This is a genomic window from Gordonibacter sp. RACS_AR49, assembly GCF_030418435.1.
GTDB classification, from domain to species: Bacteria; Actinomycetota; Coriobacteriia; order Coriobacteriales; family Eggerthellaceae; genus Gordonibacter; species Gordonibacter urolithinfaciens.
This window is the reverse complement of sequence record NZ_JAIUDM010000012.1, coordinates 34,155-58,412: the sequence shown is the minus strand read 5'-3', so window position 1 is coordinate 58,412 and position 24,258 is coordinate 34,155. Positions and strand designations below refer to the sequence as shown.

The window sequence follows — 24,258 nt, the reverse complement described above, 5'->3', positions numbered from 1 at the left end:
GGGGATGGGGGTAATATCACGTCCCCTGATGCCTTCCAAAGACGCCAGGAGCAGGGGGAATGCGACATTGTCCGCGTCCCTCTGCCACGCCAAACGAGACATCATCCCCGTCCCCGCGTCTCACCAAACGGAGACGTCATCCCCGTCCCCGCGTCTCACCCGACGTCCCTGCGCCTGCGGTCGTGCGGAAACGCGAGCATGACGCGGGTGCCGGTGCCCTCCTCGGAGGCCAGGCCCACGCCGAGGCCCATCTTCTCGCAGAGCGTGGCCACCAGGTACAGGCCCATGCCGGTGGCCGAGCCCTGGGCGCGGCCGTTCTCGCCGGTGAAGCCGCGGTCGAACACGCGCGGGACGTCCGCAGCGGGAATTCCCCGCCCGTTGTCGGCGATCTCCAGCACGGTGCGCGCCGCGCTCGTGCCCGCGCCCTCCTCGCGCGCGGTGAAGCGCACGGCAGTCGCGCCGTATTTCGCCGCGTTCACCACGACCTGCCCCAATACGAAGGAGAGCCAAGAGGCATCGGCAAACACGGAGACATCGTCCCCCACCTCGATGGACGGGATGGCGCCGTGCTCAATCAGGTAGCGCGCGTTCTTCTTGCAGGCCGCTCGCACGGCCTCGGCCAACGGCAGCTCGCGAATGGCGTAGTCGCGCGCGAGCGAGGTGGAGCGCGCATAGTAGAGCGCCTGCTCCACGTAGGACTCGATACGGTCCAGCTCGGCCTTCAGCTTCGCAGCCACGCCCCCGTGCAGGTCGGCCGCCATGAGATGGGCGGCGGCTATGGGCGTCTTGATCTCGTGTATCCACAGCTCGATGTAGTCGCGGTACGACTCGGCCTGCCGCCGATGGAACGCCACATCGTCGGCCGCGGCCTTTCCCACCGCCTCGAGCGCCTCGTGGGCCAGATGCCCCTCGAGGAAGCCGGGATCCTCCACGAGCTCCGAGGCGAAGTAGGTGCTGTCGAGGCCCTCGACGATGCGCGCGAGCTCGGTATAGAAGCGGCGTCTGCGCACGTAGCCGATGCCGAGCACCACCGCGCCGCACAGCGCCACGAAACACGGCACGAGCACCGTGGCGTCCGTGCCCACGCCCAGCACCGCCAGCATGCCGGCCACGCCCAGGCAGCACAGCACGCCCACGCCGATGGCCGCGAGGTTGTCGCGCAGGTAGGCGGACAGGCTCATGGCAGCGCACCGCCCATCAGACGAGGTAGCCCTGCCCCCGGCGCGTGGCCAGGAAGCCTTCGGGCACGCCGATGGAGGCCAGGCTCTTGCGCAGCCGGTTCACGTTCACCGTGAGCGTGTTGTCGTCGATGAAGGCGTCGGACTGCCACAGCTCCATCATGAGCTCCTGGCGCGAGATGATGGCGCCCTTGTTCTCCATGAGCAGGTGCAGCACGCGGAACTCGTTGCGGGTGAGCTCCACCCCGCGGCCCTCGTACTCCACGCGGCTTTTCGCCACGTCCAGCACGACGCCCTTGTGCTCGATGCGCGCAGGCGGCTCGGTGCGCGCCGCGCGGCGGAGCACCGACTGGATGCGCGCCAGCAGCACGGCGGGGTTGTAGGGCTTCGTCACGTAGTCGTCCGCGCCCAGGTTCATGCTCATGACCTCGTCGAACTCGTTGTCCGACGAGGTGAGCATGACGATGGGCACGTCGCTTGCGCGGCGCAGGTCGCGGCACACGGCATGGCCGCCGTCGCCGGGCAGCTTGAGGTCCAGCAGGACGCAGTCGGGATCGGCGGCCAGCGCCTCGTCGGCAATGCGGTCGAACGCCGTGCTGGCCAGCGCAACGTGCCCCTGCAGCTCCAGCAGGCGCATGAGCTCGCCGCGCAGCGCCGCGTCGTCCTCCACGACGAATATCCGGGCCACGGGGCCTCCTTCGCACTCGGTTTCTCGCACCGCGCCTCGGGGCCGATGCCATGGTTCGCCCCTCATACTATGGCAAGGGGGCGCGAACGCCCCCGAGCCGTAACCGTTTCGTCAACGTGCCGGCAGCGAACCCGTTGGTTTCGGGCGGTGCCGGCACCGCTTCCTCCGAATGGCGCAACGATGCGCGCCGCAGCAGCTCTGGCAGACCGGCCGGTCAGCCGCGCTTCGCGTAGGTGCGCGGCAACAGGGGGCACCCCGGCTCCACGTTCATGAAGTAACGCAGCAGGAAGGTGAGGCCCGCCACCGTGAGCGCGATGCCCAGGCCCGTGTAGAAGAACGCGATGAACCAGTCGGGCACGAGCCCCGACATGCGCAGGCCGATGCCGCCGCCCATCATGATGGCCATCATGATGTAGCCCTTCTTGTCGAAGAACTTCAGGATGTTCGTCTTGGCCTCCTCGTAGCCGCCGATGCGCTTGGCGTGCTTGCCCACCATCTTCTGGAAGATGCGCGAGTGGAACAGCACGAAGATCACCGCCGAGCCCACGAGGAGCGCCCAGATGACCCAGCCCCAGTCGTGCCGGTAGGCCGTGAGCCCGATGTTGGCGATGTTCGCGCCGGCTATGGCCCACACGATGCCCGCTACGAGCATGAGCTTGTTCGTTGAGATCTTGAGCATTGCCATCACCTTTCCCCGGCGGCCGCCGCGGCCGCCCCTTCCGTGCTGCGCGCGGGGGGCTCCAGCCTTCCCGCGCCGTCTGCCGCATCTTCCGCACCCAGCGCGTCCGGTCCATAGAGCCCCGCGCGCAGCAGCGCCGAGAGCACGCGGCAGTCGGGCTCGCCCGCGCACAATCCGGCGATCATGCTCTCGAGCACGAATGCCACGAGCTCGGCCGGCTCGATGCCCGCGCGCCCGGGGTCGGCCTGCGCGTCGGCCTCCAACATGCCCCGCATGCCGGCGCGTATATGGTCGAACGTCGCGGACTCGCGCATCTTGCCCTCGTCGCGTCCTTGGATGGACAGCGCGCTGATCTGGGGCAGCCAGTCCGAGCGGAACGCTGCGAGCGCCGAGGACATAGCCGCGTAAACCCGGCTGACGAAGGCGTCGAAGCGCTCCCCCTCCACGATGAGGCACAGGTCCTCGTGGAAGGCGCGCTGCCAGAACGTGCCGATAACCTCCACCAGGAGGTCGTCCTTCGTCGGAAAGTAGTTGTAGATCGTGCCCACGGACACGCCGCAGGCCTCGGCCACGCTGCGGATACCCAGGCCCGCCAGCCCGCGCTCCTCCGCCAGCGCGTAGGCCGCCTCGGCTATCGCCGCCCGATCGATGCCCTGCCGCGCCATGGCCGCACCTCCCATCATTCTTTGAACCTCGTTCATTTTGCTTATCCCATTATAGCGGGGCGCTAGAACAAGGCAAGCGGTTTATGAACAATGTTCATAAACCGCTTGCGAAAGGTGGGGCGCCCCGCTGCGCGAGAGCAAGAGGGCCGCACGGTGCGAAAAGGCGGCCCGTTGCGCGGCAGGTCGGCACCGGTACGAGGCCGAGCGGCCTCGCAGAACCAGCACGGGCCCGCTCGGAGCCGGGCCATCGTGCTGCCGGCTGGGAGCTGCGCAGGCCGGCACGAACCGCGGATGCAGGCTGCCGCTCCCGACGGGGTCGTCCTTCGCGGCAGGCAGGAGAGCCGCTACTGGTCCAGGCCCTGCTCCGCGGCCGCGGAGCTCACGGCGCCGTCGGCGTTGGATTGGAGTATCTCCAGCTTCGAGGGCCGGAAGTCGGGACCGTCGCCCGAGCCGCTCATGACCACGATCTGGTCGGCCGAGACGGTGGGGTCGTCGACGACGGCGCCGGACTCGTCCACGATGACGACGTCGCCCTTGTTGAAGGTGACTTCGTCCTCCTGGGCCTCGAACTTCTGCAGGCCCTCGCCGTCCGCGGCGCTCAGGTCGCCCAGGACAACGGTGATCTCGTCGCCGTTCACGCCCATGACCTGGCCATAGTAGACGACGTCGCCCTGGCTGCCCGTGTTCTGCTGCTCGGATCCGTTCTGCTCCTGCTGCTCGGTCGAGTTCTGCGAGCCGTTGTCGTTCGAGGAGCCGCCGTCGTCGGTGGCGCACCCGTGCAGAAACGGCGTCATCGCCAGCACGCCGGCCAGAACCATGCCCATCATTCTCATCTTGCGCTTGTTCATAATCGTGTCCCTTCGACGCAGGTGTCCGCGCGACGAGGCGCGCGTGGTATCGGGTTCCGATTGTGAGGGACATCGGCGCCGTGCGCGAGGGGTTCCGGGCAACCGTCAGCCGTCGGTCACGGCGCTGCAACCTTCGCGCAAGGAGCGTCTCGCGGAGCGGAGAACCGCTGCGCAAGGGGCCGTGCGATCAGCCGCGCGGGTGGGCGCGACGGTGCACCTGCTTGAGGCGCCCCGGCGAGAGGTGGGTGTAGACCTGGGTGGTGGACAGGCTCGCATGCCCCAGCATCTCCTGCACGCTGCGCAGGTCGGCCCCGCCCTCCAAGAGGTCGGTGGCGAAGGTGTGGCGCATGTCGTGCGGCGAGAGCGTCTCGTCGAGCCCGGCCGCGCGCAGGGACTCCTTGAACATCTTGCGGATGGCATCGGTGGTCATGCCGTTGCCGCGGGTGGACACGAAGAAGAACGGGCACTCCTTCTCCTTGAGCAGCCGGGGGCGCCCGAGCAGCTGGTAGGTGCGCATGGAGGCGAGCGCCAGGTCGTGCAGCGGCACGATGCGCTCCCTCGCCCCCTTGCCGAACACCTTCACCTGGCCACGCTCGAAATCGACGTTGTCTGCGAGCAGGCCCGACGCCTCGGACACGCGCGCGCCGCACGCGTACAGGAACTCCAGCAGCGCCAGGTTGCGCAGGTCGGCGGGCGACTGCTCGCGCGGGTTGCCGACTCCGTCCCGCTTGCCGTGCACCGAGAGCAACCTCGCCATGTCGGCTGGGCGGATGACGTGCGGCAGGTCCTTCTGCTTGCGGGGGCCCGAGAGCACGCTCGCCGGGTCGCTGTCGCACACGTCCGTCACGTTGAGCCAGCGGAAGAAGCTGCGCAGCGCCGAGAGCCGCCGGTTGACGGTGGTGCGCGAGTACTGCGCGCTGTCGAGCTCGCCCAGGTAGCGGCGCAGCTGTCGATGGGTGGCCGCAAGGGGGTCGATGCCCTCCCGGGCAGCCCAGCGCACGTAGTCCATGAGGTCGATGCGGTAGGCACGCACCGTATGCACCGAGGCGTTGCGCTCTACGCGCAGGGCGTCGCAGAAACCCTCGACGAGGGATGCGGCGCGCGGATCGCATGCGGGCATGCCGTCGTCGGGCACGGGCACGGCGTCAGGCACGGGAGCTGCCTTCTGGCAGGCCTTCGACCGGCGCATCAGCGGCGGGAGCCGTTTTCGGCATGAGGCCGCGGTCCGCAAGCTGGGCACGGTAGGCCGCGAGCGCGTCGGCGCCGCGGGCGGCGTAGGCGGCGTAACGCTCGCGTTTGTTGCGCACATGCTCCGCCAGCGGCTCCATGATGCCGAAGTTCACGTGCATCGGTTGGTAAGCCCTCGTCTCGGGGCTCGTGGCGTAGGCCAGAAGCGCGCCGAAGGCCGTCTCGCGCGGCAGCGGCGGCAGGTCGGTCCCCGAGAGCTCGGCCGCCACGGCCAGCGCGGCATGCAGGCCCGAGCGCAGCGCCTCGCAGTACCCCTCGGTGCCCGCGAGCTGGCCCGCCACGAACACGGGCGCGCCCAACGCGGCGGCCCCGGAAGCCGTGAGGCGCAGGCTGGCGTCGAGCAGGCGCGGTGCGTCCAGGAACGTGTTGCGGTGCATGACGCCGAAGCGGGCGAACTCCGCATGCTCTAAGCCGGGGATCAGGCGAAACACCCGACGCTGCTCGGAAAACGTCAGGTTCGTCTGGAAGCCCACCAGGTTGTAGCACGTGCCGTGCGCATCCTCGGCGCGCAGCTGGAGCGCGGCCCAGGGGCGCCTCCCTGTGCGCGGGTCGGTGAGGCCCACGGGCTTGAGCGGGCCGAAGCGCGGGGCGTCGAGGCCCTTGCGCGCGATCTCCTCTATGGGCTGGCAGGCCTGGAACAGCTCGCGCGTCTCGAAGTCGCGCAGCACGACGCGCTCGGCGGCCACGAGCTCGGCGGCGAAGGCCTCGTACTCCTCGCGCGTGAAGGGCGCGTTCAGGTAGTCGCCCGCCCCGTCGGACCCGTCCTCGTAGCGGCTCTGCCGGAACAGGCGCTCCCCGTCCAGCGAGTCGGCCATGACGATGGGCGCGGCGGCGTCGTAGAACGCCAGGTGGCCGGCGCCGGCGACGCGGGCGAGGTCGGCGGCGAGGGCACCGGACGTGAGCGGCCCCGTGGCCACCACGAGCGCATCGGCGCCGCGGGCCTCCTCGGCCAGGCTTGCAGCCTCCCCGCGCACGAGGTCGACCAGCGGGTGCCCTTCGATGAGCGCCGTGACGTCGCGGGCGAACGCCTCGCGGTCCACGGCCAACGCGCCCCCGGCGGGCACGGCGTGCCGGTGCGCGGCGGCCAGCAGGTGCGATCCCAGCGCCTCGAGCTCGGCCTTGAGCATGCCGGCCGCGCTCTCGGGCTTGGTCGACTTCAACGAGTTCGAGCACACGAGCTCGGCGCACGCGCCGGTGGCGTGCACGGGCGTGGGTGTGCCGGGGCGCATCTCCACGAGGCGCACGCGGAAGCCGCGGTCGGCAAGCTGGAGCGCCGCCTCGCTCCCCGCAAGGCCGGCGCCGAGTATGGTCACGTTGTCAGACATGCCTGCAAGGATACCAAACCTCGGAGCCGCGGGAAACGGCAGGCGAGAAAAACCGGCGGATCGCCGGAGGGGCGCAGCGCACCGGGCGCGCCAGGCAGGCGCCCGGTGCAGCCGGCCAGAAGCGGATGCCGCCTGCGCCGCTACCCGACAGGCGTGCTGAACTCGTACAGATCGTCCGGCCCGAGGTCTTGCCCGCCCGGCCATCCTACAAACCAGCCGTCGTATTCCAGGCGGGCGGTCTTGAAATAATCGACATCGGCGAGCTTCCCCATGAAGGTGCCTGAAATATAAGGCTTCACGTCGAAGCGCTTTCGCTCCCCCGTCTTGTATTCGAGCAACAGAGAATAATCATCAAGCGGCGTCACGGCCGCGAGCCGCGGCTCGCTTGGTTTCGGTCCCACAACCAAGCCGTCAACGATAACGTCATCCCACATGGCATCCACCACCTAACGAAGCGGATCGATCCTGAACACATCTTCCTTGCGCATCAAGAGGAGCCAATCGGCTTCGAGCTCTTCGCGATGCAGCACCATCCAAGCGCGCAGCAACGCCATCTGGCGCCGAGGAAGGCTTCCGGCCAGCACCTCGCCGTCGAAGTCGAGAGCAGCACTGCACTCGGCATAGCTCGCATGCACGTGGGGCACATGATGCCGCTCGTCTTTCTCGCAGTGCATCATGACTATTATACCGAAGAACATCGAAATCGTGGGCATAGCCTCATCATCCCTTCGTCCGCGATCACAATCCGAGGTTGACCCGATGCCCCTCACCCTGCCGGCCCCCAGCGGCCGTCGGGATAGCGGGCGACGAGGCCCATGCGCTCGGCCTCCACGAGGCGCTCCATGAGCCAGGCGCGCGGCTCGGCGGAGCCGCAGGACGCGCGGGCCACGGCATAGAGGTCCTCCATGCCCAGCGGCTGGGCGGCGAGGGCCGCGGCCACGGGGTTGGCAGCGAGGGCGGGCGGGCGCATCCCCGCACGGCCCGCGGCGCCGCCCGCCGACGCGGCCGCCCCGCCGCCGGCATCGCCCGGGCCCCCGACGCCCGCGCCGGCGGCTGCCGCATGCTCTCCCGCAGGCGGCCACTGCTCCTGCCTCAAACATCCGAATAGGGAGAACAGGGCGTCCTCGAACGTCTCGTCGTCCACGACGGGCAGCGCCCCCTGGTACAGCAGGCGGTTCGCGCCGCGCGACGAGGCCGCCGTGATGGCGCCGGGCACCACGAGCACGTCGCGGTTCGCCGCGAGCGCCTCGTCGGCGGTGGAGAACGTGCCCGACGGCAGCCCGGCCTCCACGATGAGCACGGCCCGGGCGAGTCCCGCGATGAGGCGGTTGCGCTGCCGGAACATATAGGGCCGCGACTTCCGGTCCCACGGCTGCTCGGACGCCACCGCCCCGCCGCCGTCCACGATGCGCTGGAACAGGCCCGCGTGCGCCGCCGGGTACGGCTCGTCGCAGCCGCCCCCGAGGAACGCCACCGTCGGCGAGCCCTCCGCTAGCGCGGCCTCGTGGGCCGCCGCGTCGCATCCGCGCGCACCGCCCGATATCACCACGACGCCCCGCCGCGCCGCCGCGCCGGCGAAGCGCCGGGCGCAGCCCGTGCCGTAGGGCGTCGCCTTGCGCGCGCCCACCACGGCCAAACCTTCTTGGAGCGCCGCCGGGTCGCCCACGACGTAGAGGCGCCGCGGCGGGTCGGGAACGCGCGCGAGCGCCGCAGGGAAGGCGCCGTCGCCGGGCAAAAGCTCGAAGCGGGGACCCCTCAGCCGCATGCTCCCACCCCCTCCCGCAAGCGGAACGCCAGCGCCTCGCACAGGTGCCCCCGCCCCACCGACGCCGCCTCCTCCATATCCGCGATGGTGCGCGCCACCGCGAGCGTGCGCATGATGGCGCGCCCGCTCATGCGGGCAGCCCGCGCCGCGTCCTCGAAGAAGGCCTCGTCGGCCGGCGCGAGGGCGCACGAGCGCACGAGCGTCTCCGGCCCCTCGCCGCCGCCGGCGCGCGCCCGCCGCCACGAGGCGTACTCGCGCGCGCCCCGCACGGCGGCGCGCATGTCCTCCGACGATGTTCCGCCGCCCGTCCCCAGCACGTCGCGCGGCGCCGAGCGGCGCACGTCGACGTGCAGGTCGATGCGGTCCATGAGCGGCCCTCCGATGCGGTTCTGATAGGCGCTCACCTGGGCCGGCGTGCACGTGCAGGCATGCTCGTCGTCGCCGAAGTAGCCGCAGGGGCACGGGTTCGCAGCCGCCACCAGCATGAAGCGCGCCGGGAACGACACGTTGCCGTCGGCCCGCGTGACGGTGACGCGCCCGGACTCCATGGGCTGGCGTATGCCCTGCAGCACCGAGGGCCGGAACTCGGGCAGCTCGTCCAAGAACAGGACCCCTTGGTGCGCGAGCGATACCTCGCCCGGCCGCGGCGGCGTGCCGCCGCCCACGAGCCCGGCGGTCGTGGCCGAGTGGTGGGGGCTGCGGAAGGGTCTCACGCCGCCGAGCAGGGCGCCCATCTCCTCGCCCGCCACCGAATGGATGAGCGCGGCCTCGAGCGCCTCGTCCTCCTCGAGCGGCGGCAGGATGGAGGGCAGCCGCGAGGCAAGCATCGTCTTGCCCGAGCCGGGCGGCCCCATCATGAGCACGCCGTGGCGGCCGGCGGCGGCCACCTGCAGCGCACGCTTCGCCATGTCCTGGCCGGCCACGTCGCGGAAGTCGGGCGCAGGCAACGTTCGGGAGGGTCGCCGGGGAGCGAGGGCGGGGAACTCGCCGGTGCGGAAGTCGGCGATCGTGCGCACGGCACGCTGCTCGAGGCCGTCGATGGCCACAAGGCGCTCCGGCGCGTCCGCGCAGACGAGCGCGCATCCCAGGTCGCGCGCGCACAACGCATAGGCCAGCAGGCCGTCCACGGGCCGCACGGCCCCCTCCAGCGAGAGCTCCCCCACGATGAGCGCGCCCTCGGCCAGACGCGGGTCCACCTGCCCCGTGGCCGCGAGCAGGCCCACCGCGATGGGCAGGTCGAACCCCGACCCCGTCTTGCGCAAGGCACCGGGCGCCAGGTTCACCACCACCCGCTCGTTCGGCATGGAGAAGCCGCCGGCCCGCAGGGCGGCGCGCACGCGCTCGCGCGCCTCCTGCACGGCGGCGTCGGGCATCCCGACGATGCAGAACGCGGGCATGCCGCTGCCCACGACCACCTCCACGTCCACCGGCACGGCCTCCACCCCGCGCAGCGTCGCGCCCTGCACGGCAAAGCGCCCGAACACGCCGCTCACCCTGCCGAGAACGCGCCGATATGGTGCCGTATGAACGCCCGGTCGGGCGGCACCACCACGATCGACACCACGTCGAAGCGCACCGGCACGTCCACCACGTCGTAGTCCACTAAGAACAACGCCGCGATGCGCTCGTAGCGACGGCGCTTGCCTGCATCCACCGCCTCGGACGGCAGGCCCTTCTCGGTGTTCGAGCGCGTCTTCACCTCCACGAACACGAGCGCCTCCCCGTCGCGCGCGATGATGTCGGCCTCGCCCGCCGCGCATGTCCAGTTGCGCTCGACGATGTCGTAGCCGCGCCGGTCCAGGAATCGCGCCGCCGCATCCTCGCCGCGTCGGCCAAGCTCCCGGTTACGGCAGCCGATCGCCTCGGCGCCCCCGTCGTCCTCGGACCGCTCCCGCTTCGGCTTCGCCTTCGCGCGCGGCTTGCGGCGCTTGGCGGAAGCCCCCGCCGGGCGCTCCCCCTCCCCCTTCACGGCGCTCGGTTCCTCCTGCAGCCGCTCCTGCACAGCCGCCGTTCCGTTCTCGTCCATTCGTCGCCCCTTTCTTCTCTAGGGGCATCATAGGGCCGCAACCTTGCCGGGGAACCGTCGCGAAGGCCCGCTCGGAACCGCCCCGATCATGCACGGCCCTTGCACGGCAGCCGCACGAACCTGGCGCGCTTCTTGCGCGGATATGGCAGAAAACCGGCGGAAATTCGGCAGCCGGCCGATGCGGGGACAACTCCGCAGGTGGAACACGCAGGAGCGCTGGCCGGCACCTTGTGCGCCGGCGGCAAGAGGGGCGCGCACGATGGTGGAAAACCGCGGAGCGCGGTAAGGGCCGCCGGAGCGATATGCGCGGGAGCGTCGGCTCGGCGAGTATCCGGGCAGGATGCGGGCGCCCTAGAACAGGGTCGGCTGCGTGAAAGCCGTGCAGAATGTGGCGCGGTGGAGGGGGGTGAGGCCGAAGCGCTTGATAGCCTCGATATGGGCGGGGCTCGCATAGCCCTTGCAGGAATCGAAGCCGTACTCGGGGTAGTCCTCGGCGTAGCGGCACATGAGAGCGTCGCGCTCCACCTTGGCCACAATGGAGGCCGCGGCGATCGACGCGCAGCGGCAGTCGCCTTTCACCACGTTCACCTCGCGGTCGTCGAGGCGCAGCGGGTTTCCGTCGAGCAGGACGACGTCCGGGCGCACGCCCGCGGCCTCGATGTGCGCCACGGCCCGCCTGAACGCGGTGACGAGCGAGGCCGTCATGCCCGCGGCATCTATGTCGGCCGCCTCCACGTACTCCACCGTCCACGCCACGGCCACCCGCTTGACCTCGAGGGCGATGCGCTCGCGCACCTCGGCTTTGAGCTGCTTGGAGTCGTTGAGGCCCTCCACCGCGGGCTCGAGGGGGAGCACGACGGCGCCCACCGCGAGCGGGCCGGCGAGCGGGCCGCGGCCCACCTCGTCGAGCCCCACGACCACGCCGGCGCCGCGCCCCTCGGCGAGCGCACGCTCGAACGCGTACAGCGAGGCCAGCCTCTCGCGCTCGGCCTGCTCGGCCTCGATCCGACGCCGCGCCACCTCAACGGCGTCGCGCACGCCCTTGCGCGTGTCGGCCACGAGCGCGCGCTCGAGCACGGCGAACTCCCGTGCATCCGCCTCCTGCAACCGCTGCCTTATCTCGGCGACCGTCGGCCCCATGCGCCCGCACGTCCCTTCTCTTCCGCGCGCCCGCCCCCGCGGCCGCGCCCGATCCCGTCTCCCCCATGATAGCAAAAGCCGCCCAACCGGACGGCAGAAGAACACGGCGAGCACAAGCACCCCCCCCCTTTCGCGCGCAGCGCGAAAGCAAAACACCCAGGTTGGCGTGGCAAGACAGCGAGAAGCCCCCTCGTGCCGATAATCGGCCCGTTTCGCGGCTGAGCGTACTTCGGTACGCGAAGGCAAGCGAAAAAGGGCCGAGGATCGGTGCGAGGGGGCTTCGCAGCGTCGAGCAGTTACGGCGGCCGGAGGCCGCCGTAACCTTACCTGAAGGACTTCTCCTTGATCTTGGCAGCCTTGCCCACCTTGTCGCGCAGGTAGTACAGCTTGGCGCGGCGGACGTCGCCCTTGCGCATGACCTCGATCTTCTCGATCTTCGGGGAATGCACGGGGAACGTGCGCTCCACGCCGATGGAGAAGCTGACCTTGCGCACCGTGAACGTCTCGCGGCTCGAGGCGCCGTGGCGGCGGATGACGTCGCCCTGGAACACCTGGATGCGCTCGCGGCTGCCCTCGACGATGCGGTAATGGACCTTCACGTTGTCGCCCACGTTGAAATCGGGGAGGTCCTGCTTGATCTGCTGCTGTTCGATAGCGCGAATGATGTCCATGTTCGTTATCCTTCTATGCGTTCAGATTGAATCTCGTATCGTGTTCTGTGGAAAGACACAATTGGACAGTATACTGCCCCACGCCCGCTCGCGCAAGGAAAAAAGCGCTGTCTTCCTGCATTTTTTCCCGAAACCGCCCCGTACTCCACGCAAATCCCAGATTCGGCGCGCCCTGGGCTCATCGTTTCACCGCGGGCACCGCCGAGCCGCAACCCGGACGCGGGGCGCGGGACGTCCCCGGCGGAGGCCGCCGGGCGGGCCCGCGCCGCCTCACACAAGCGAGAGCAGCGCATAGGAGGCCACGCCCGACACGGCGCACCACAGAAGCGACTTCGTCCTCCATGCCACGAGCGCCACGACGCCGGCAGCCAGAAGCGGGGCGGCGGCCGGCCAGAGGCCCGCGTCGAACATGCCGGGCGTCAGCAGGTCGTTCGCCACGAGCGCGGCGAAGGCGGCCGGCGGGATGAACCCGAGCGCCCTCTCCACCCCCTCCGGCAGCTGCCTGCCCTTGAGCGCGAACAGCGGCACCGTGCGGCACACGAGCATGGTGACGGCGCAGCATGCGAACACGACGAGGAAGTCGCCCCAGCCCATCGGCTCCATCAGCCACGCTCCTTCACCCAGGTGAACGCCAGCGCAGCCGCAACGCCCGCGAGCGCGCCCACGAGGATGGCCGGCCCCCCGAGCCCCACGGCCTTGCAGGCGAACACGCCCGCGACGGCCACGGCAGCGGCCACGAGGTTCGCCGGCGTGGGCCTCTGGGTGACCAGCAGGCAGACGAAGATGGAGGTCATGGCGAACGCCGCGATGGCCAACGGCACGCCGATGGCGTTGCCCACGAGCACGCCCGCCACGTTCGAGAGCGCCCAGGAGCTCTGCGAGAACAGGTTCACGAGCGTGGCGCGCCCCACCGACCAGTCGCCCGCCTCGAACCTGGCCGTGTTCACACCGTAGCTCTCGTCGGTCACGGTGGCGGCGAACAGGAACGCCAGGCGCTTCCTCACGCCCTTGCACGCCGGCGCGAAGGCGGCGGAGTACAGCATCTGGCGCGTGTTCACCAGCGACACGCTGGCGACGATGGAGGCCAGGGGCGAGCCCGCCAGCCACATGTTCGGGATCATGAACTGCCCGGCACCCGAGTAGAACAGTGCCGAGAGCAGGAACACCTGCAGGGCGTTCAGGCCGATGGAGGCGCACAGGATGCCGCAGGGAATGCCGATGGCCACGTAACCCAGCATGATGGGCAGCGCGGCTGAGAGCGATTGTCGTATGTGGTCCCCGGAAAGCACAGCCTCCCGATTATACAAGTTCCGCGCCCACGATCAACGGGTATCTTGATCGCGGCAGGGCGTGGCAGAGGGCGTGGCAGAGGGACGGGGATAATGTCACGTTCGCGGGAGCCTCACCGCCTCCGAGCGCGTCGGGGAACGTGGCGTTATCCCCGCCCCTCGCCAAACCGGGACGAGCCCCGGGCAAACGCCGGCAGGCAGGCCCGATCGGGGCCGCGGCGCCTAATAATGCACGGAGTGCGGGATGAACAGCTGCTGGAACAGGTTCTTGGCGAAGCGGTCGGTCATGCCGGCCACGTAGTCGGTCACGGCACGCAGATCGTCGCCCTCGGCGATGGCGCGGTACTCCTCGGGCACTTCCTCCGTGTGCGCCACGTAGTAGTCGAACAGGGCGCCCACGAGGCGCGTGGCCTTGTCCACCTCCGCCATCACGACGGGCGCCGTGTACACGCGCGCGAACAGGAACGCCCTCAGCTCCATCATGGCATCCCACACCGAATCGCTCATGCGGATGTCGTCGCAGGCGGCCGACGTCTCAACCATGTCCATGACGAGCGTCTGGATGCGCGAGGAGTGGTCGGGGCCGAGCACCGCGTGCGTCGTGTCGGGCAGGTCGCCCTCGGACAGGATGCCCGCGCGGATGGCGTCGTCGATGTCGTGGTTCACGTAGGCGATGCGGTCGGCCGTGCCCACGATGCGCCCCTCGAGCGTCTCGGCCCGCAGGTCGCCGGTGTGGTTGAGGATGCCGTCGCGCACCTCGGGCGTGAGGTTGAGCCCCTTGCCGCCGTTCTCGATGCGTTCCACCACGCGCAGGCTCTGCTCGTTGTGCCGGTAGAGCGCCTCCGCCTCGGGCGAGGCGGGGTCGATGCCCCGATGGCGGGCGATGCTGCGCGCGAGCGCCTCCTCGCCGGTGTGGCCGAACGGCGTGTGCCCCAGGTCGTGCCCGAGCGAGATGGCCTCGGTAAGGTCCTCGTTCAGCCCGAGCGCCCGCGCGATGGTACGCGCGATCTGCGCCACCTCGAGCGTGTGGGTGAGCCGGGTGCGGAAATGGTCTCCCTCGGCGGCCAGGAACACCTGCGTCTTATGCGACAGGCGTCGGAACGACTTCGTATGGAGGATCTTGTCGCGGTCGCGCTGGTAATCGTTGCGCAGGATGTCGGGCTCGGCCGAGCGGGCGCGGCCCTCGCTCTCGTCGGCGAACGAGGCGTCCGGCGAAAGCGCCTCGTGCGCCTGCTCCTCCTGGTCTTCGCGATGGATGATGCGCATGGCGGACCTCCTTGCTCGTCGTAGGCGCCCTCAGTATACCAGCTTGCCCGGCTCGAACACGCCGCGCTCCGTGACGATGCGGGTGATCAGGGCGGCGGGCGTGACGTCGAATGCCGGGTTCCACACCTCCACGCCCGGCAGCGGCCGCGGCAGGACCTCGGCGGGATCGCGCTCCTCGATGGGGATGCCCGAGCCTTCCGGAAGCGTCGGGTCGATGGTGGACGTGGGCGCGGCCACGTAGAACGGGATGCCGTGGTGCCGCGCGAGCACGGCCACGCCGTACGTGCCGATCTTGTTGGCGGCGTCGCCGTTGGCGGCGATGCGGTCGGCGCCCACGAGCACGGCGTCCACCCGACCGGCGGCCATGAGGCTGGCAGCCATGTCGTCGCAGATGAGCGTGCAGGGGACGTTCGCCCGCGACAACTCCCATGCCGTGAGGCGGGCGCCCTGGCCCACCGGGCGCGTCTCGTCGGCGTACACGCGCTCCACCTTGCCCTGCGCTGCGGCCGCGTACACGATGCCGAGCGCCGTGCCGTAGAACGCGGTGCCCAGGCTGCCGGCGTTGCAGTGCGTGAGGATGCGGGAGCCGGGCGCAAGCAGCTCGGCGCCGTGGGCGCCGATGGCGCGGTTCACGGCCTCGTCCTCGGCCTCCATGTGCTTGACCTCGTCGAAGAGCTCGTCGGCGACCAAGGCGGACGGCGCCCCCGACGCCACGGCCCGGCGCGCCCGAGCCACGGCGCGGCGCACGCCCCAGGCCAGGTTCACGGCGGTAGGACGTGCGGCAGCCACCTCGTCGGCCACGGGGCCCAGCTCCTCCAGGAAGCATGGCCCTTCCCCTGCGCATCCGCGCGACGTGGCGTGCGCGGCGCCGACGTTGCCCGCCCACAGCGCCACGGCGGCCGCGCCGGCGATGCCGAGGGCGGGGGCGCCGCGCACGGCGAGCGACTTGACGGCGTCCACCACGACCCGCCAGTCGCCCGTGCGCTCGAAGGCGAGCTCGCCGGGCAGGCGCCGCTGGTCGATGTAGGCGAGGCGGGGCCGCCCATCGCCGTCGCGCTCGAGCTCGACGGTGCGCGGCAGATTCTCCAAGCAGAGGGGCTGGCTCATGGGGCATCCTTTCTTCATCGCTGCCATTCTAGCGCATAGAGCCTGCAAAGGGGCGCCGGCGCGCACGTAAAGGCTCCGTGACCGCGGCGTGACGGTTCGGCGGACGGGCGAGGGCTTCGGGTATCGTGGGCCCTGTGCGCGCCGAGCCGTGCGCACGCGGAAGCGCCACCGAAAGGAACCCTATGGAACCCCGCACCACGCCCTCCCCTGCCGCGCCCGAGGGCACGGCCGCCGCAGCAGCCCCCTCCCCGCGCGCAGAGGCCGCGGCAACCCCCTGGCACGCAAAGCCCACCGACGTCGTGCTCGCGGCGCTCGAGACCTCGCCGGACGGCCTGACGGACGCCGAGGCACGCCGCCGCTTGGCCCAGAACGGACCCAACGAGCTGGCCTCGAAACCGCCCAAGACGCTCGGCGCCATGGTGCGCGAGCAGCTGGGCGACCCCATGGTGCTCATCCTCGTGGTGGCGGCCGTGCTCTCGGCGCTTTTGCGGGAGTGGGCCGAGGCGGGCATCATCTTCGCCATCGTGGTGGTGAACGCCGTGATAGGCATCGTGCAGGAGCGCAAGGCGCAGTCGTCGCTCGAGGCGCTGCGGTCGCTCTCCGCGCCCACGGCCCGCGTCGTGCGCGGCGGCGCCGAGGAGATCCTGCCCGCCCGCGATCTCGTGCTGGGCGACGTGGTGCTGCTGGACGACGGCAGCATGGTGCCCGCCGACCTGCGCCTGCTGGACTCGGCGAGCCTGCGCGCGCAGGAGGCCTCGCTCACCGGCGAGTCGGTGCCCTCCGAGAAGGACGCCGATGCGGCGGTCGCCCCCGGCGCGCCGCTCGGCGACCGCTCCACCATGGCCTTCGCCACGTCCATCGTCACGGGCGGGCGAGGACGGGGCGTGGTGACAGCCACGGGGATGGGCACCGAGGTCGGCCAGATCGCGGGGCTTTTGGAGGGCGACGAGGAGCTGGACACGCCGCTCAAGCGCAAGCTGGCCTCGTTCGGCAAGCTGCTCACCATCGTGGGCGTGGCGGCCGCGCTGGCCGTGGTGGCCATCGGCCTGGCCTACGGCCGGCCGTTCGTGCCGCTTCTGCTGCTGGCCGTGTCGCTGGCCATCTCCGTCATCCCCGAGAGCCTGCCCGCCACGGCCACCATCGTCATGGCGCTGGGCGTGCAGCGCATGGCGCGGCACGAGGCGCTCGTGCGGCGGCTGCCCGCCGTGGAGACGCTCGGCGGCGCCACCGTCATCTGCACGGACAAGACCGGCACCCTCACCGAGAACCGCATGAGCGTCGTGCGCGTGGCGCTGGGCCCGGACCTCGACCGCGACACGGCCCAGGAGCCTGCCGCGGCGCTCGCGGCGCACCCCGCGCTCTTCGGCGACCTGGCGTTCGTGGCGGCCCTCTGCAACGACGCGAGCTTCGCGGAGGGCGAGGAGGCGCCCGGGGCCGCGGGGAACGGGGGCGCGGAGGGCGAACGAGGCCCGACCGAAGGCGGAAGGCCGCCTGCTGCTGCCGCCGACGGCACTGCCGCCCCGGACGCCGTGATAGGCGACCCCACCGAGGGCGCGCTGCTCGTCATGGCGCGCGATATAGGCGTGGACCCGGCGGCCCTGCGCGCATCCTACCCGCGCCTGGCCGAGCGCCCCTTCGACTCCGACCGCAAGCGCATGGCCACCGTGCACGAGCGCGAGGGCCAGGTGGTGGCGGCCGTGAAGGGCGCCCTCGACGGCCTGCTGCCCCGCTGCGCCTTCGTCATGGACGACGACGGGCCGCGCCCGATCACCGACGACGACCGCGCGCATGCGATCGAGGTGGCGGCACGGCTCTCCGACGAGGCCCTGCGCGTGCTGGCCTTCGCCACGCGGGCGCTTCCCGCCGTGCCCGGCGACGAGGAGGACATCGAACGAGAGCTCGTGCTCGTGGGGCTGGTGGGCATGATGGACCCGCCGCGCCCGGACGTTCGTGCGGCCGTGGACACATGCCGCACGGCCGGCGTGCGCACCGTCATGATAACGGGCGACCATGCCGCCACGGCCCGCGCCATCGGCGAGGAGCTTGACATCTACCGCCCCGGCGACCTCGTGGTCACGGGCGAGGAGCTGGAGGAGATGGACGACGCGGCCCTCGACGACGCCGTGCGTCGCGCCAGCGTGTTCGCCCGCGTGTCCCCCTACCACAAGCTGCGCATCGTGCGCGCGCTCAAGCACGACGGGGAGGTAACGGCCATGACGGGCGACGGCGTGAACGACGCGCCCGCGCTCAAGGCCGCCGACATCGGCGTGGCCATGGGCATCACGGGCACCGACGTGGCGAAGGACGCCGCCGACATGGTGCTTCTGGACGACCGCTTCACCACCATCGTGTACGCGGTGCGCGAGGGGCGGCGCGTGCACCGCAACATCCAGAAGGTCGTGCAGTTCCTCGTGGCCGACAACCTGGCCGAGATCGTGGTGCTGCTGGCCGCCGTGGCCCTGAACTGGAACGCGCCGCTCACAGCCGTCATGATCCTGTGGGTGAACCTGGCCACGGCGACGCTGCCCGCGCTGGCGCTCGGCGTGGAGCCGGCGAGCCGCCACATCATGGAGCACCCGCCGCTGCGCGCGGGCACGCTGCTGGAGGGGCGCCAGGCGCGCCGCGTGGTGTTCCAAGGGCTGTTCGTGGCCGCCTTCGCCCTGCTCGCGTTCGTGGTCGGGCGCGAGGCGGGCGGCGACGCGGTCGGGCGCACCATGGCATTCGGCGTGCTGGCCTTCTCGCAGGTGCTGCGCGCCGTGAACCAGCGCTCCGACACCGACCCCGTATGGGACCGCGAGGGCGGCCGCAACCCGCAGCTCGCCTGGGCCGTGGCCGCCAGCACGGCGCTCATGCTCGTCGTGCTGCTCGTGCCGCCCGTGCGCGAGGCGTTCGGCGGCGCGGCCATGGACGCGTGGCAGTGGGCAACGGTGCTGGGCCTGGCCTTCCTCTCGCTCGTGCAGACCGAGGCGGCGAAGGCCATCGGACGCTGGAGGGCGCGGCGCGGGCAGGGGACGGCCGGCCTGCGGGGCTAGCCTGCGGGCGGGCGCGACACGGGCGGCCCGCCGCCCCTCTCCAGCAGGCGCCCCGCATCCGGACGCGGGGCGCACGATCGTCTATACTGGGGCCTGACGGGCGCGGACGCCGCATGGCGGCCGCGCTTCCTGGGAAGAGGCGTTGGAAGGGGAAGCTGATGGACGGTACCGGGTTCTCGTGCTTGAGCTGCGCCGGCGAGGCGTGCGAGTTCCAGACGGGCGGCAACCCGCCGCAGTGCGTGGAGAGACTCGTAGACGAGGCCATCCACGATGAAGTGCACGCGCGCTACCGCGAGCCGGAGAACCACCGCATCATGCAGGCGGCGGCGCTCACGAGCGAGCGCTGCGCGAACCTCACCCGCGTGCAGGAGACCATGGAGTTCGCCGCGCGCATGGGCGCCCGCAAGATCGGCATCGCCACCTGCACGATGCTGCTCGACGAGAACCGCACGCTGCGCAAGCTGCTGGAGCGCGCAGGCTTCGAGGTGTTCGGCGTGGCCTGCAAGGTGGAGGGCAACCGCCGCGCCGACCTCGGCCTGGCGCCCGCCGCCGGCGGCGGGGAGGGACCGGTGCTGTGCAACCCCGTCATGCAGGCCCGCCTTCTGGAGGAGGAGGGCACCGACCTGAACATCGTCATGGGCCTGTGCGTGGGACACGACACGCTGTTCTACCGCCACTCGCACGCCCCCACGACCACGCTCGTGACGAAGGACCACGTCACCGGTCACAACGCCTGCGCCGGCCTCTACGCATCCAAGTCCGTGTACCGCCGGCGCCTGAACGAGACCGTCGACGCCTGCCGCGAGGGCGGCATCGCGCAGGTCTGACCCTGTTTCGACCTTACGGATGCGGCAAGGCGGAGGCTCCGGTACCGCTCGATGGCCCTTGCATGGGTTTTCGGCGAACCGCCTTCCCTCACGGTAGAATATCGTTTCAACGATGAAAGAATCCGAGACGGAGGAGGTGCGGAATGGAAGACGGCGGCGAGGACCTGGCGCTCGACTCCACCTTCTTCGTCGCGTTCGACCTCACCCACCGCGCGCTCAAGAGCGGCCTCGCGGCGGCGAGCCCGCTCAACGTCACGCAGTACCGCATGCTCGTGAAGCTGCTGGCCGCGGGCCCTGACGGCTTCGCGCAGTCCGACCTGGGGCGCCTCCTCGACCTCAAGCCCAACGTGGTCACGCAGGCGCTGAACGCGCCCGAGGAGGCCGGTTTCGCCGAACGCCTGCGCAGCGAGGGGGCCGACGGCCGCACGCGCACCGCGCGCGCCACCGGGGCCGGCGAGGAGCACGTCGCCCGCGCAAACGTCTCCATCGTCGAGCGCCTCTACGCACTCTTCCCCACCGAGGACGCCGACCACCGCGCCATCCTGGAAGCGTCCATCGCCGCCGGCGCGAGCATCGACCTGCCGCTCTCCGGCGACGTCGCCTCCCGCTTCGCCGCCTCGCGCGCCCTCGTGTCGCTCGAGCTGGTGAAGCGCGCGATGGAGGGCGCCCTGCGCCGCGCGGCGGGGGCGCCGCTCGCCGAGTGCCGCGTGCTCCAGCGCCTCGGCGAGGTGGACGAGCCCCTGCGCGTGGGAGACCTCGCCACGCAGCTGCAGATGAGCCCCGTGGCCGTGGCCCGCGCCGTGGACGGCCTGGCCGGGCGCGGATGGACGCAGCGCCTCGCCAGCCCGAGCGACCGCAAGGCCGTGTTCGTGGCAGCCACCGACGAGGGCGCGCGCAAGCAGAAGGTCATCGCCCGCACCGTCGACGCCCTCGCGCGCACGCAGCTATGGGCGCGCCTCGACGAAGACCGGCGGCGCGCCCTCGCCCGCACCTGGCGCGTCGTCATCGCCGACGTCCAGGCGCGCAAGGAGCTCGACCGCAAGGCCGCGCTCGAGCTCCTGCAGCCCATCGAGTGACGTCCCGAAGGGGGACGGTCCCCATTGGGACGTTTGGCATGGGACTGCTCCTTCTCTCCAAGCGCCCTCTTCCCGAAATCGGCAGGTTGAAGTCACCGTTTTTGCCGCTCTGAAGCTTTCGCACTCCCAGAGGCGAGGATCCGATTTTGCCGACCTGCGAAAACGTTCTTCGCCGTCGAAACAGGTCGATCAAAAAGGCCCCCTGACCCATCGAAACGCTTCACAGCGTTCAAAACGGTGACTCGGAGATACCGATTTCGGGAAGGATGCCCTGCCCGTTCGCGCGTGTCGGGGGGACCGCCCTCCCGACACGCGCAGAACAGCATCGGGCGCCTGTTCAGATCGAACGAGAAGCCTTCTTGACCAGGGCGTTCGCCCCGAAGAGAATGACCAGGTTCACCGCTATATCCGCTGCGAACCAGCCGCCGACGGCGGCCAGGTTGATGTTGGCGGTGTTGATGGCGGCGAAGGTGCCCACGGTGAGCGCCATCACCACGAGGCCGCACCCGAGCGCCGCGAGCACGAGCGCGCGGCCGGGGCGCTTGCGGGCGAGGCACGCGCACACCACCATCGAAGCCGCGCCCAGGAGCGTGCCAATGAACGCCGCGAAGCCCACGAGCGCGAGGACCAGCACCGGCATGCCCGGCAGCTTCGAGCTCATCGACGCCACCTGCACGGCGGACAGGATCCCGCTCACCGTGACCAGCAGGCACGCGATGGCCACGAGCGCCGTCGCCCAACCCCACAGAAACGCCGCTGCGGGCCGCGCAGGGGCGCCCTCGCCGCGCCAAACCAGGAAGCCGTAGAGCGCCACCCCCGCCGTGGACACCACCATCGCAAGCGACGCCGCGTACATGAACGCCACCAATGCCGAGCCCGTCAGGATGGAGCACACCACGTCCAAGATGGGCACGTTCGCCGCCGAGATGTAGTCGTAGGAGAGCGTGCCGGTCACGTCCATCACGGCCAGCCCCACGCGTCCTGCGAGCGCCACCGCGAGCGCGATCAGAAACAGCGTCCCGTACGGCCGGGCCATGGCCTTCATCTGCTCTTTCATGCTACTCCCCTCCCTTCATCTCGTTTTCCACCGCGAACGTGCCGCACAAATACCCGCCGCAGAACGCCAGGCTCACGTCGCCCAAGAGCGAGCCCAGGATGGGGTCGCCGATGTAGCTGTTCTCGCCGCACGCGCCGCCGGCCGTGTGCCAGCCGGCGTACAGGCCCGGGATGGGCCGCCCCTTCGTCGAGATCACCTGCATCTCGTCGTTGATCATGAGGCCCGCCTTCGTGCCGTACAGGTTGCCGCCGATGCGGCAGCCGTAGAACGGCGGGTCCTTGATGGCGTGCAGCCACTCGGGCGGCATGGGGTACATGAAGTCGTCCTCGCCGCGCTCGCAGCACTCGTTCCATTTCTCCACGGCCTCCACGAGCACGCCGGGCTCGAAGCCCAAGTCGCGCTCCAGCTCCTCGAGCGTGTCGCGCCTCTTCAGCACGTCGGCCTCGATGGCGTCCTCGACGCCGTGGTGCCAGTCGCGGTAGTGCTCGGGCACCTTGTCGATCTGCTCGAGGTCGGGCGTGATGAGCTTGCGGCAGTGCTCCTGCGCAAAGCCCGCCAGATGGTCCTCGTAGTGCGCGTCGAAGACGATGTAGGAGCGGTGCCCCGGCGGGGTCATCTGGATGGTGGCCAGGTCGCCCAGCGCGTAGATGGCGTTCGCGCCGTCCTCGCCCACGCGGCTGTCCAGGTAGCGCAGGCGGTTGCCGCAGCGGTCGACGGTGAACCACGGCTGGCGCGACAGCTGCGTCATGCCGTCGTAGAGGAAGCGCGCCCACTGGCCGCCCTCGGCCTCCCAGTCCACGCCGCCGTCGAAGCTCGCCGAGCTGTTGAAGCCCGACACGTCGGCGTTCACGCCCAGGCCCATGCGGAAGCACTCGCCGGTCTCGCCCGCCGTGAGGTAGCTCGAGGCGCAGCCCATGGCCGCCGTGGGGATGTAGCGCTGCAAGAGTGCCTTGTTGTTGCAGAACCCGCCCGCCGTGAGGATGACAGCGCGCTCGGCGTGGATGTACTTCTCCTCGCCGTAACCCTCGCGCACCACCACGCCCACGATCCTCCCGTCGCCGTCCTGCACGAGCGCCTCGGCCGGGCTCTGGAAGAGGTACTGCACGCCGTGCTTCTGGCCGAAGCTGAACATGGCGTCGGTGGCGTCCTTCATCTTCAGCACGTGGTGGTCGAGCGTCGAGTTCTTCGGCGCCACGTACACCGGCACCTCGCCCAAGCGCCAGCGCACGCCGCAGTCGGCCATCCAGTCGATGCACTTCCCGCCCGCCTCGGCGATGCGGTGGATGAGCAGCGGGTCGCAGGCGTAGTGGTACTCGTCGATGGCCCAGTCGGCCAGCTTGCGCGCGTCGAAGGGGTAGCTGGGGAAGGCGAAGCGCTTGGACTCCTGCAGCTTCGAGCCGCCGAGGATGGCGCACATGCCGGCCTCCTGGGCGTTGCCGCCGTGCAGGCCCAGGGCCTCGACGCAGATGGTCCGCGCGCCCTGCTCGGCCGCGCGTGCCGCCGCGTTCAGCCCGCCGCCGCCCGCGCCCACCACGCAGATGTCGCACTCGTAGTCCCACGTGGCGGGAACCGCGCGCGGCGGGATGGGACTCGCGTCGTCGGCCGGGAAGGCCGCGCCGTTGTGCTCGCGGTACGTGCCGTCCGACCACGAGGCGTTCGTGGCGGCGCTTGGCGGCACGGACACGTCTTTCGAGCCGTCGGCCGCCCAGTCGCCGATGACTCCCTCCTGCACGGCAAAGGCAGCCCCCGGCATGGCCGCAGCGGCCGCCGTGCCGCCCAGGGCGGCCGCCGCCCCCGCAAGGAAGCCGCGCCGGGTGAGGCCCCGCGCGCCCTTCTTCATGCTCTCGCTCATCTCGCCTCTCCTCCCTGGCTCGCGGTCGCGCCCGCAGCTGCGGCCTCCGCCTGCGAGAGCGCGTCCTCCACCGCCTGCTTGACGCCCGCCGTGGTGATGGTGGCGCCGCTCACCGCATCGATGTCGGCCCCCTGCACGGCCTCGATCATGGTCGCGAACTTGCCGTCGCGGATGGCCTCGTAGCCGCCGCGGCTCTGGCTCTCGCCCTCCTGGGTCGTCTCCAAGCACGAGATGCGGTTGTCCTGCACGAGCAAGGTGACGGTGATGGGGCCTTCCATCCCCTTGCCCTCGCCTGTGTACACGCCGTCGGCGAGCGTCCCTTCGGCCTTCGCCCGCGCGTCGGACGATGCCTCCTGCGCCCACGGGTCGTCGAGGCGCATCGCCAGTTGCTCGGCGCTCGCCGCGTCCTTCGACCCCGACCCCTCGAAGGTCGAGGCGCAGCCCGTCATGCCCATCGCGAGCATGGCTGCCCCGCATACGGCCGTTGCCGTCTTCCTCATCATCGCTTCCTCCTTCTCA

At 70.8% G+C, this 24,258-nt stretch carries 24 protein-coding genes; 3 read left to right on the top strand and 21 right to left on the bottom strand.

Features of this window, described 5'->3' with window-relative positions:
• Positions 1–155 precede the first annotated feature (155 nt).
• The 18 genes from LB310_RS14445 to mtnA all read right to left on the bottom strand — a co-directional run bounded on the left by LB310_RS14445 (position 156) and on the right by mtnA (position 15,895).
• Positions 156–1,181 (bottom strand): sensor histidine kinase, encoded by a 1,026-nt coding sequence (locus LB310_RS14445; protein ID WP_227153935.1) that lies wholly within the window; start codon positions 1,179–1,181, stop codon positions 156–158.
• 16 nt (positions 1,182–1,197) lie between these two features.
• Positions 1,198–1,866 (bottom strand): response regulator transcription factor, encoded by a 669-nt coding sequence (locus LB310_RS14440; protein WP_096228456.1) that lies wholly within the window; start codon positions 1,864–1,866, stop codon positions 1,198–1,200.
• 214 nt (positions 1,867–2,080) lie between these two features.
• Entirely contained in the window at positions 2,081–2,545 is a 465-nt protein-coding gene (locus LB310_RS14435) for a hypothetical protein (RefSeq protein WP_197702195.1), read from the bottom strand.
• A 5-nt stretch (positions 2,546–2,550) separates the two neighbouring features.
• Positions 2,551–3,228, bottom strand: coding sequence for a TetR/AcrR family transcriptional regulator (locus LB310_RS14430; RefSeq protein WP_301155280.1), 678 nt, complete (start codon positions 3,226–3,228; stop codon positions 2,551–2,553).
• Between the two features lie 326 nt (positions 3,229–3,554).
• Positions 3,555–4,058, bottom strand: coding sequence for a hypothetical protein (locus LB310_RS14425; protein ID WP_087191619.1), 504 nt, complete (start codon positions 4,056–4,058; stop codon positions 3,555–3,557).
• A 187-nt stretch (positions 4,059–4,245) separates the two neighbouring features.
• Positions 4,246–5,211 carry a tyrosine recombinase gene (locus LB310_RS14420; protein WP_227153936.1) on the bottom strand — a complete coding sequence of 322 codons (966 nt, stop codon included), beginning with the start codon at positions 5,209–5,211 and terminating at the stop codon, positions 4,246–4,248.
• Positions 5,204–6,631 (bottom strand): methylenetetrahydrofolate--tRNA-(uracil(54)-C(5))-methyltransferase (FADH(2)-oxidizing) TrmFO, encoded by a 1,428-nt coding sequence (trmFO, locus tag LB310_RS14415; protein ID WP_123674336.1) that lies wholly within the window; start codon positions 6,629–6,631, stop codon positions 5,204–5,206. Before trmFO ends, LB310_RS14420 begins: the two co-directional genes overlap by 8 nt.
• A gap of 140 nt (positions 6,632–6,771) precedes the next feature.
• Entirely contained in the window at positions 6,772–7,065 is a 294-nt protein-coding gene (locus tag LB310_RS14410) for a DUF2442 domain-containing protein (protein WP_301155279.1), read from the bottom strand.
• A 12-nt stretch (positions 7,066–7,077) separates the two neighbouring features.
• The gene (locus LB310_RS14405; RefSeq protein ID WP_278805044.1) at positions 7,078–7,344 is read right to left on the bottom strand and encodes a DUF4160 domain-containing protein; all 267 of its coding nucleotides are present in this window, start codon (positions 7,342–7,344) and stop codon (positions 7,078–7,080) included.
• Positions 7,345–7,397: 53 nt separating this feature from the next.
• A complete protein-coding gene (gene dprA / locus LB310_RS14400) occupies positions 7,398–8,396 on the bottom strand; it encodes a DNA-processing protein DprA (RefSeq protein WP_301155278.1) in 999 nt (332 codons plus the stop codon).
• The gene (locus LB310_RS14395) at positions 8,387–9,880 is read right to left on the bottom strand and encodes a YifB family Mg chelatase-like AAA ATPase (RefSeq protein WP_087191646.1); all 1,494 of its coding nucleotides are present in this window, start codon (positions 9,878–9,880) and stop codon (positions 8,387–8,389) included. Before LB310_RS14395 ends, dprA begins: the two co-directional genes overlap by 10 nt.
• A 5-nt stretch (positions 9,881–9,885) precedes the next feature.
• Entirely contained in the window at positions 9,886–10,422 is a 537-nt protein-coding gene (locus LB310_RS14390) for a YraN family protein (RefSeq protein ID WP_096228450.1), read from the bottom strand.
• A gap of 351 nt (positions 10,423–10,773) precedes the next feature.
• Positions 10,774–11,562 (bottom strand): ribonuclease HII, encoded by a 789-nt coding sequence (locus LB310_RS14385; protein ID WP_096228449.1) that lies wholly within the window; start codon positions 11,560–11,562, stop codon positions 10,774–10,776.
• 323 nt (positions 11,563–11,885) lie between these two features.
• Positions 11,886–12,233 (bottom strand): 50S ribosomal protein L19, encoded by a 348-nt coding sequence (gene rplS, locus LB310_RS14380; protein ID WP_015538852.1) that lies wholly within the window; start codon positions 12,231–12,233, stop codon positions 11,886–11,888.
• A 270-nt stretch (positions 12,234–12,503) separates the two neighbouring features.
• Positions 12,504–12,836, bottom strand: a complete 333-nt coding sequence (locus LB310_RS14375; protein ID WP_087191626.1) for an AzlD domain-containing protein — start codon at positions 12,834–12,836, stop codon at positions 12,504–12,506.
• Positions 12,836–13,522 (bottom strand): AzlC family ABC transporter permease, encoded by a 687-nt coding sequence (locus LB310_RS14370; RefSeq protein ID WP_087191627.1) that lies wholly within the window; start codon positions 13,520–13,522, stop codon positions 12,836–12,838. The genes LB310_RS14375 and LB310_RS14370 overlap by 1 nt, the downstream gene beginning before the upstream one ends.
• A 222-nt stretch (positions 13,523–13,744) precedes the next feature.
• Positions 13,745–14,788 (bottom strand): deoxyguanosinetriphosphate triphosphohydrolase, encoded by a 1,044-nt coding sequence (locus LB310_RS14365; protein ID WP_096228448.1) that lies wholly within the window; start codon positions 14,786–14,788, stop codon positions 13,745–13,747.
• A gap of 30 nt (positions 14,789–14,818) precedes the next feature.
• Positions 14,819–15,895, bottom strand: coding sequence for an S-methyl-5-thioribose-1-phosphate isomerase (mtnA, locus tag LB310_RS14360; RefSeq protein WP_301155277.1), 1,077 nt, complete (start codon positions 15,893–15,895; stop codon positions 14,819–14,821).
• A 182-nt stretch (positions 15,896–16,077) separates the two neighbouring features.
• On the opposite strand from mtnA, the gene LB310_RS14355 reads away from it, so the two are divergent.
• The 3 genes from LB310_RS14355 to LB310_RS14345 all read left to right on the top strand — a co-directional run bounded on the left by LB310_RS14355 (position 16,078) and on the right by LB310_RS14345 (position 20,830).
• On the top strand, positions 16,078–18,927 hold the full coding sequence (locus LB310_RS14355; RefSeq protein ID WP_123674157.1) for a cation-translocating P-type ATPase: 2,850 nt from the start codon (positions 16,078–16,080) through the stop codon (positions 18,925–18,927).
• A 158-nt stretch (positions 18,928–19,085) separates the two neighbouring features.
• Complete coding sequence (locus LB310_RS14350; protein ID WP_161959753.1) at positions 19,086–19,754, top strand: DUF1847 domain-containing protein; 669 nt, start codon at positions 19,086–19,088, stop codon at positions 19,752–19,754.
• Positions 19,755–19,897: 143 nt separating this feature from the next.
• The gene (locus tag LB310_RS14345; protein WP_301155276.1) at positions 19,898–20,830 is read left to right on the top strand and encodes a MarR family transcriptional regulator; all 933 of its coding nucleotides are present in this window, start codon (positions 19,898–19,900) and stop codon (positions 20,828–20,830) included.
• Positions 20,831–21,167: 337 nt separating this feature from the next.
• Here LB310_RS14345 and LB310_RS14340 read toward each other — a convergent pair whose 3' ends face one another.
• The 3 genes from LB310_RS14340 to LB310_RS14330 are packed head-to-tail and all read right to left on the bottom strand — an operon-like array spanning position 21,168 to position 24,242.
• Positions 21,168–21,887, bottom strand: coding sequence for a hypothetical protein (locus LB310_RS14340; RefSeq protein ID WP_123674154.1), 720 nt, complete (start codon positions 21,885–21,887; stop codon positions 21,168–21,170).
• Position 21,888: 1 nt separating this feature from the next.
• Positions 21,889–23,739 carry an FAD-dependent oxidoreductase gene (locus LB310_RS14335; protein ID WP_123674153.1) on the bottom strand — a complete coding sequence of 617 codons (1,851 nt, stop codon included), beginning with the start codon at positions 23,737–23,739 and terminating at the stop codon, positions 21,889–21,891.
• A complete protein-coding gene (locus LB310_RS14330) occupies positions 23,736–24,242 on the bottom strand; it encodes an FMN-binding protein (protein ID WP_123674152.1) in 507 nt (168 codons plus the stop codon). The genes LB310_RS14335 and LB310_RS14330 overlap by 4 nt, the downstream gene beginning before the upstream one ends.
• Between the last annotated feature and the right edge of the window lie 16 nt (positions 24,243–24,258).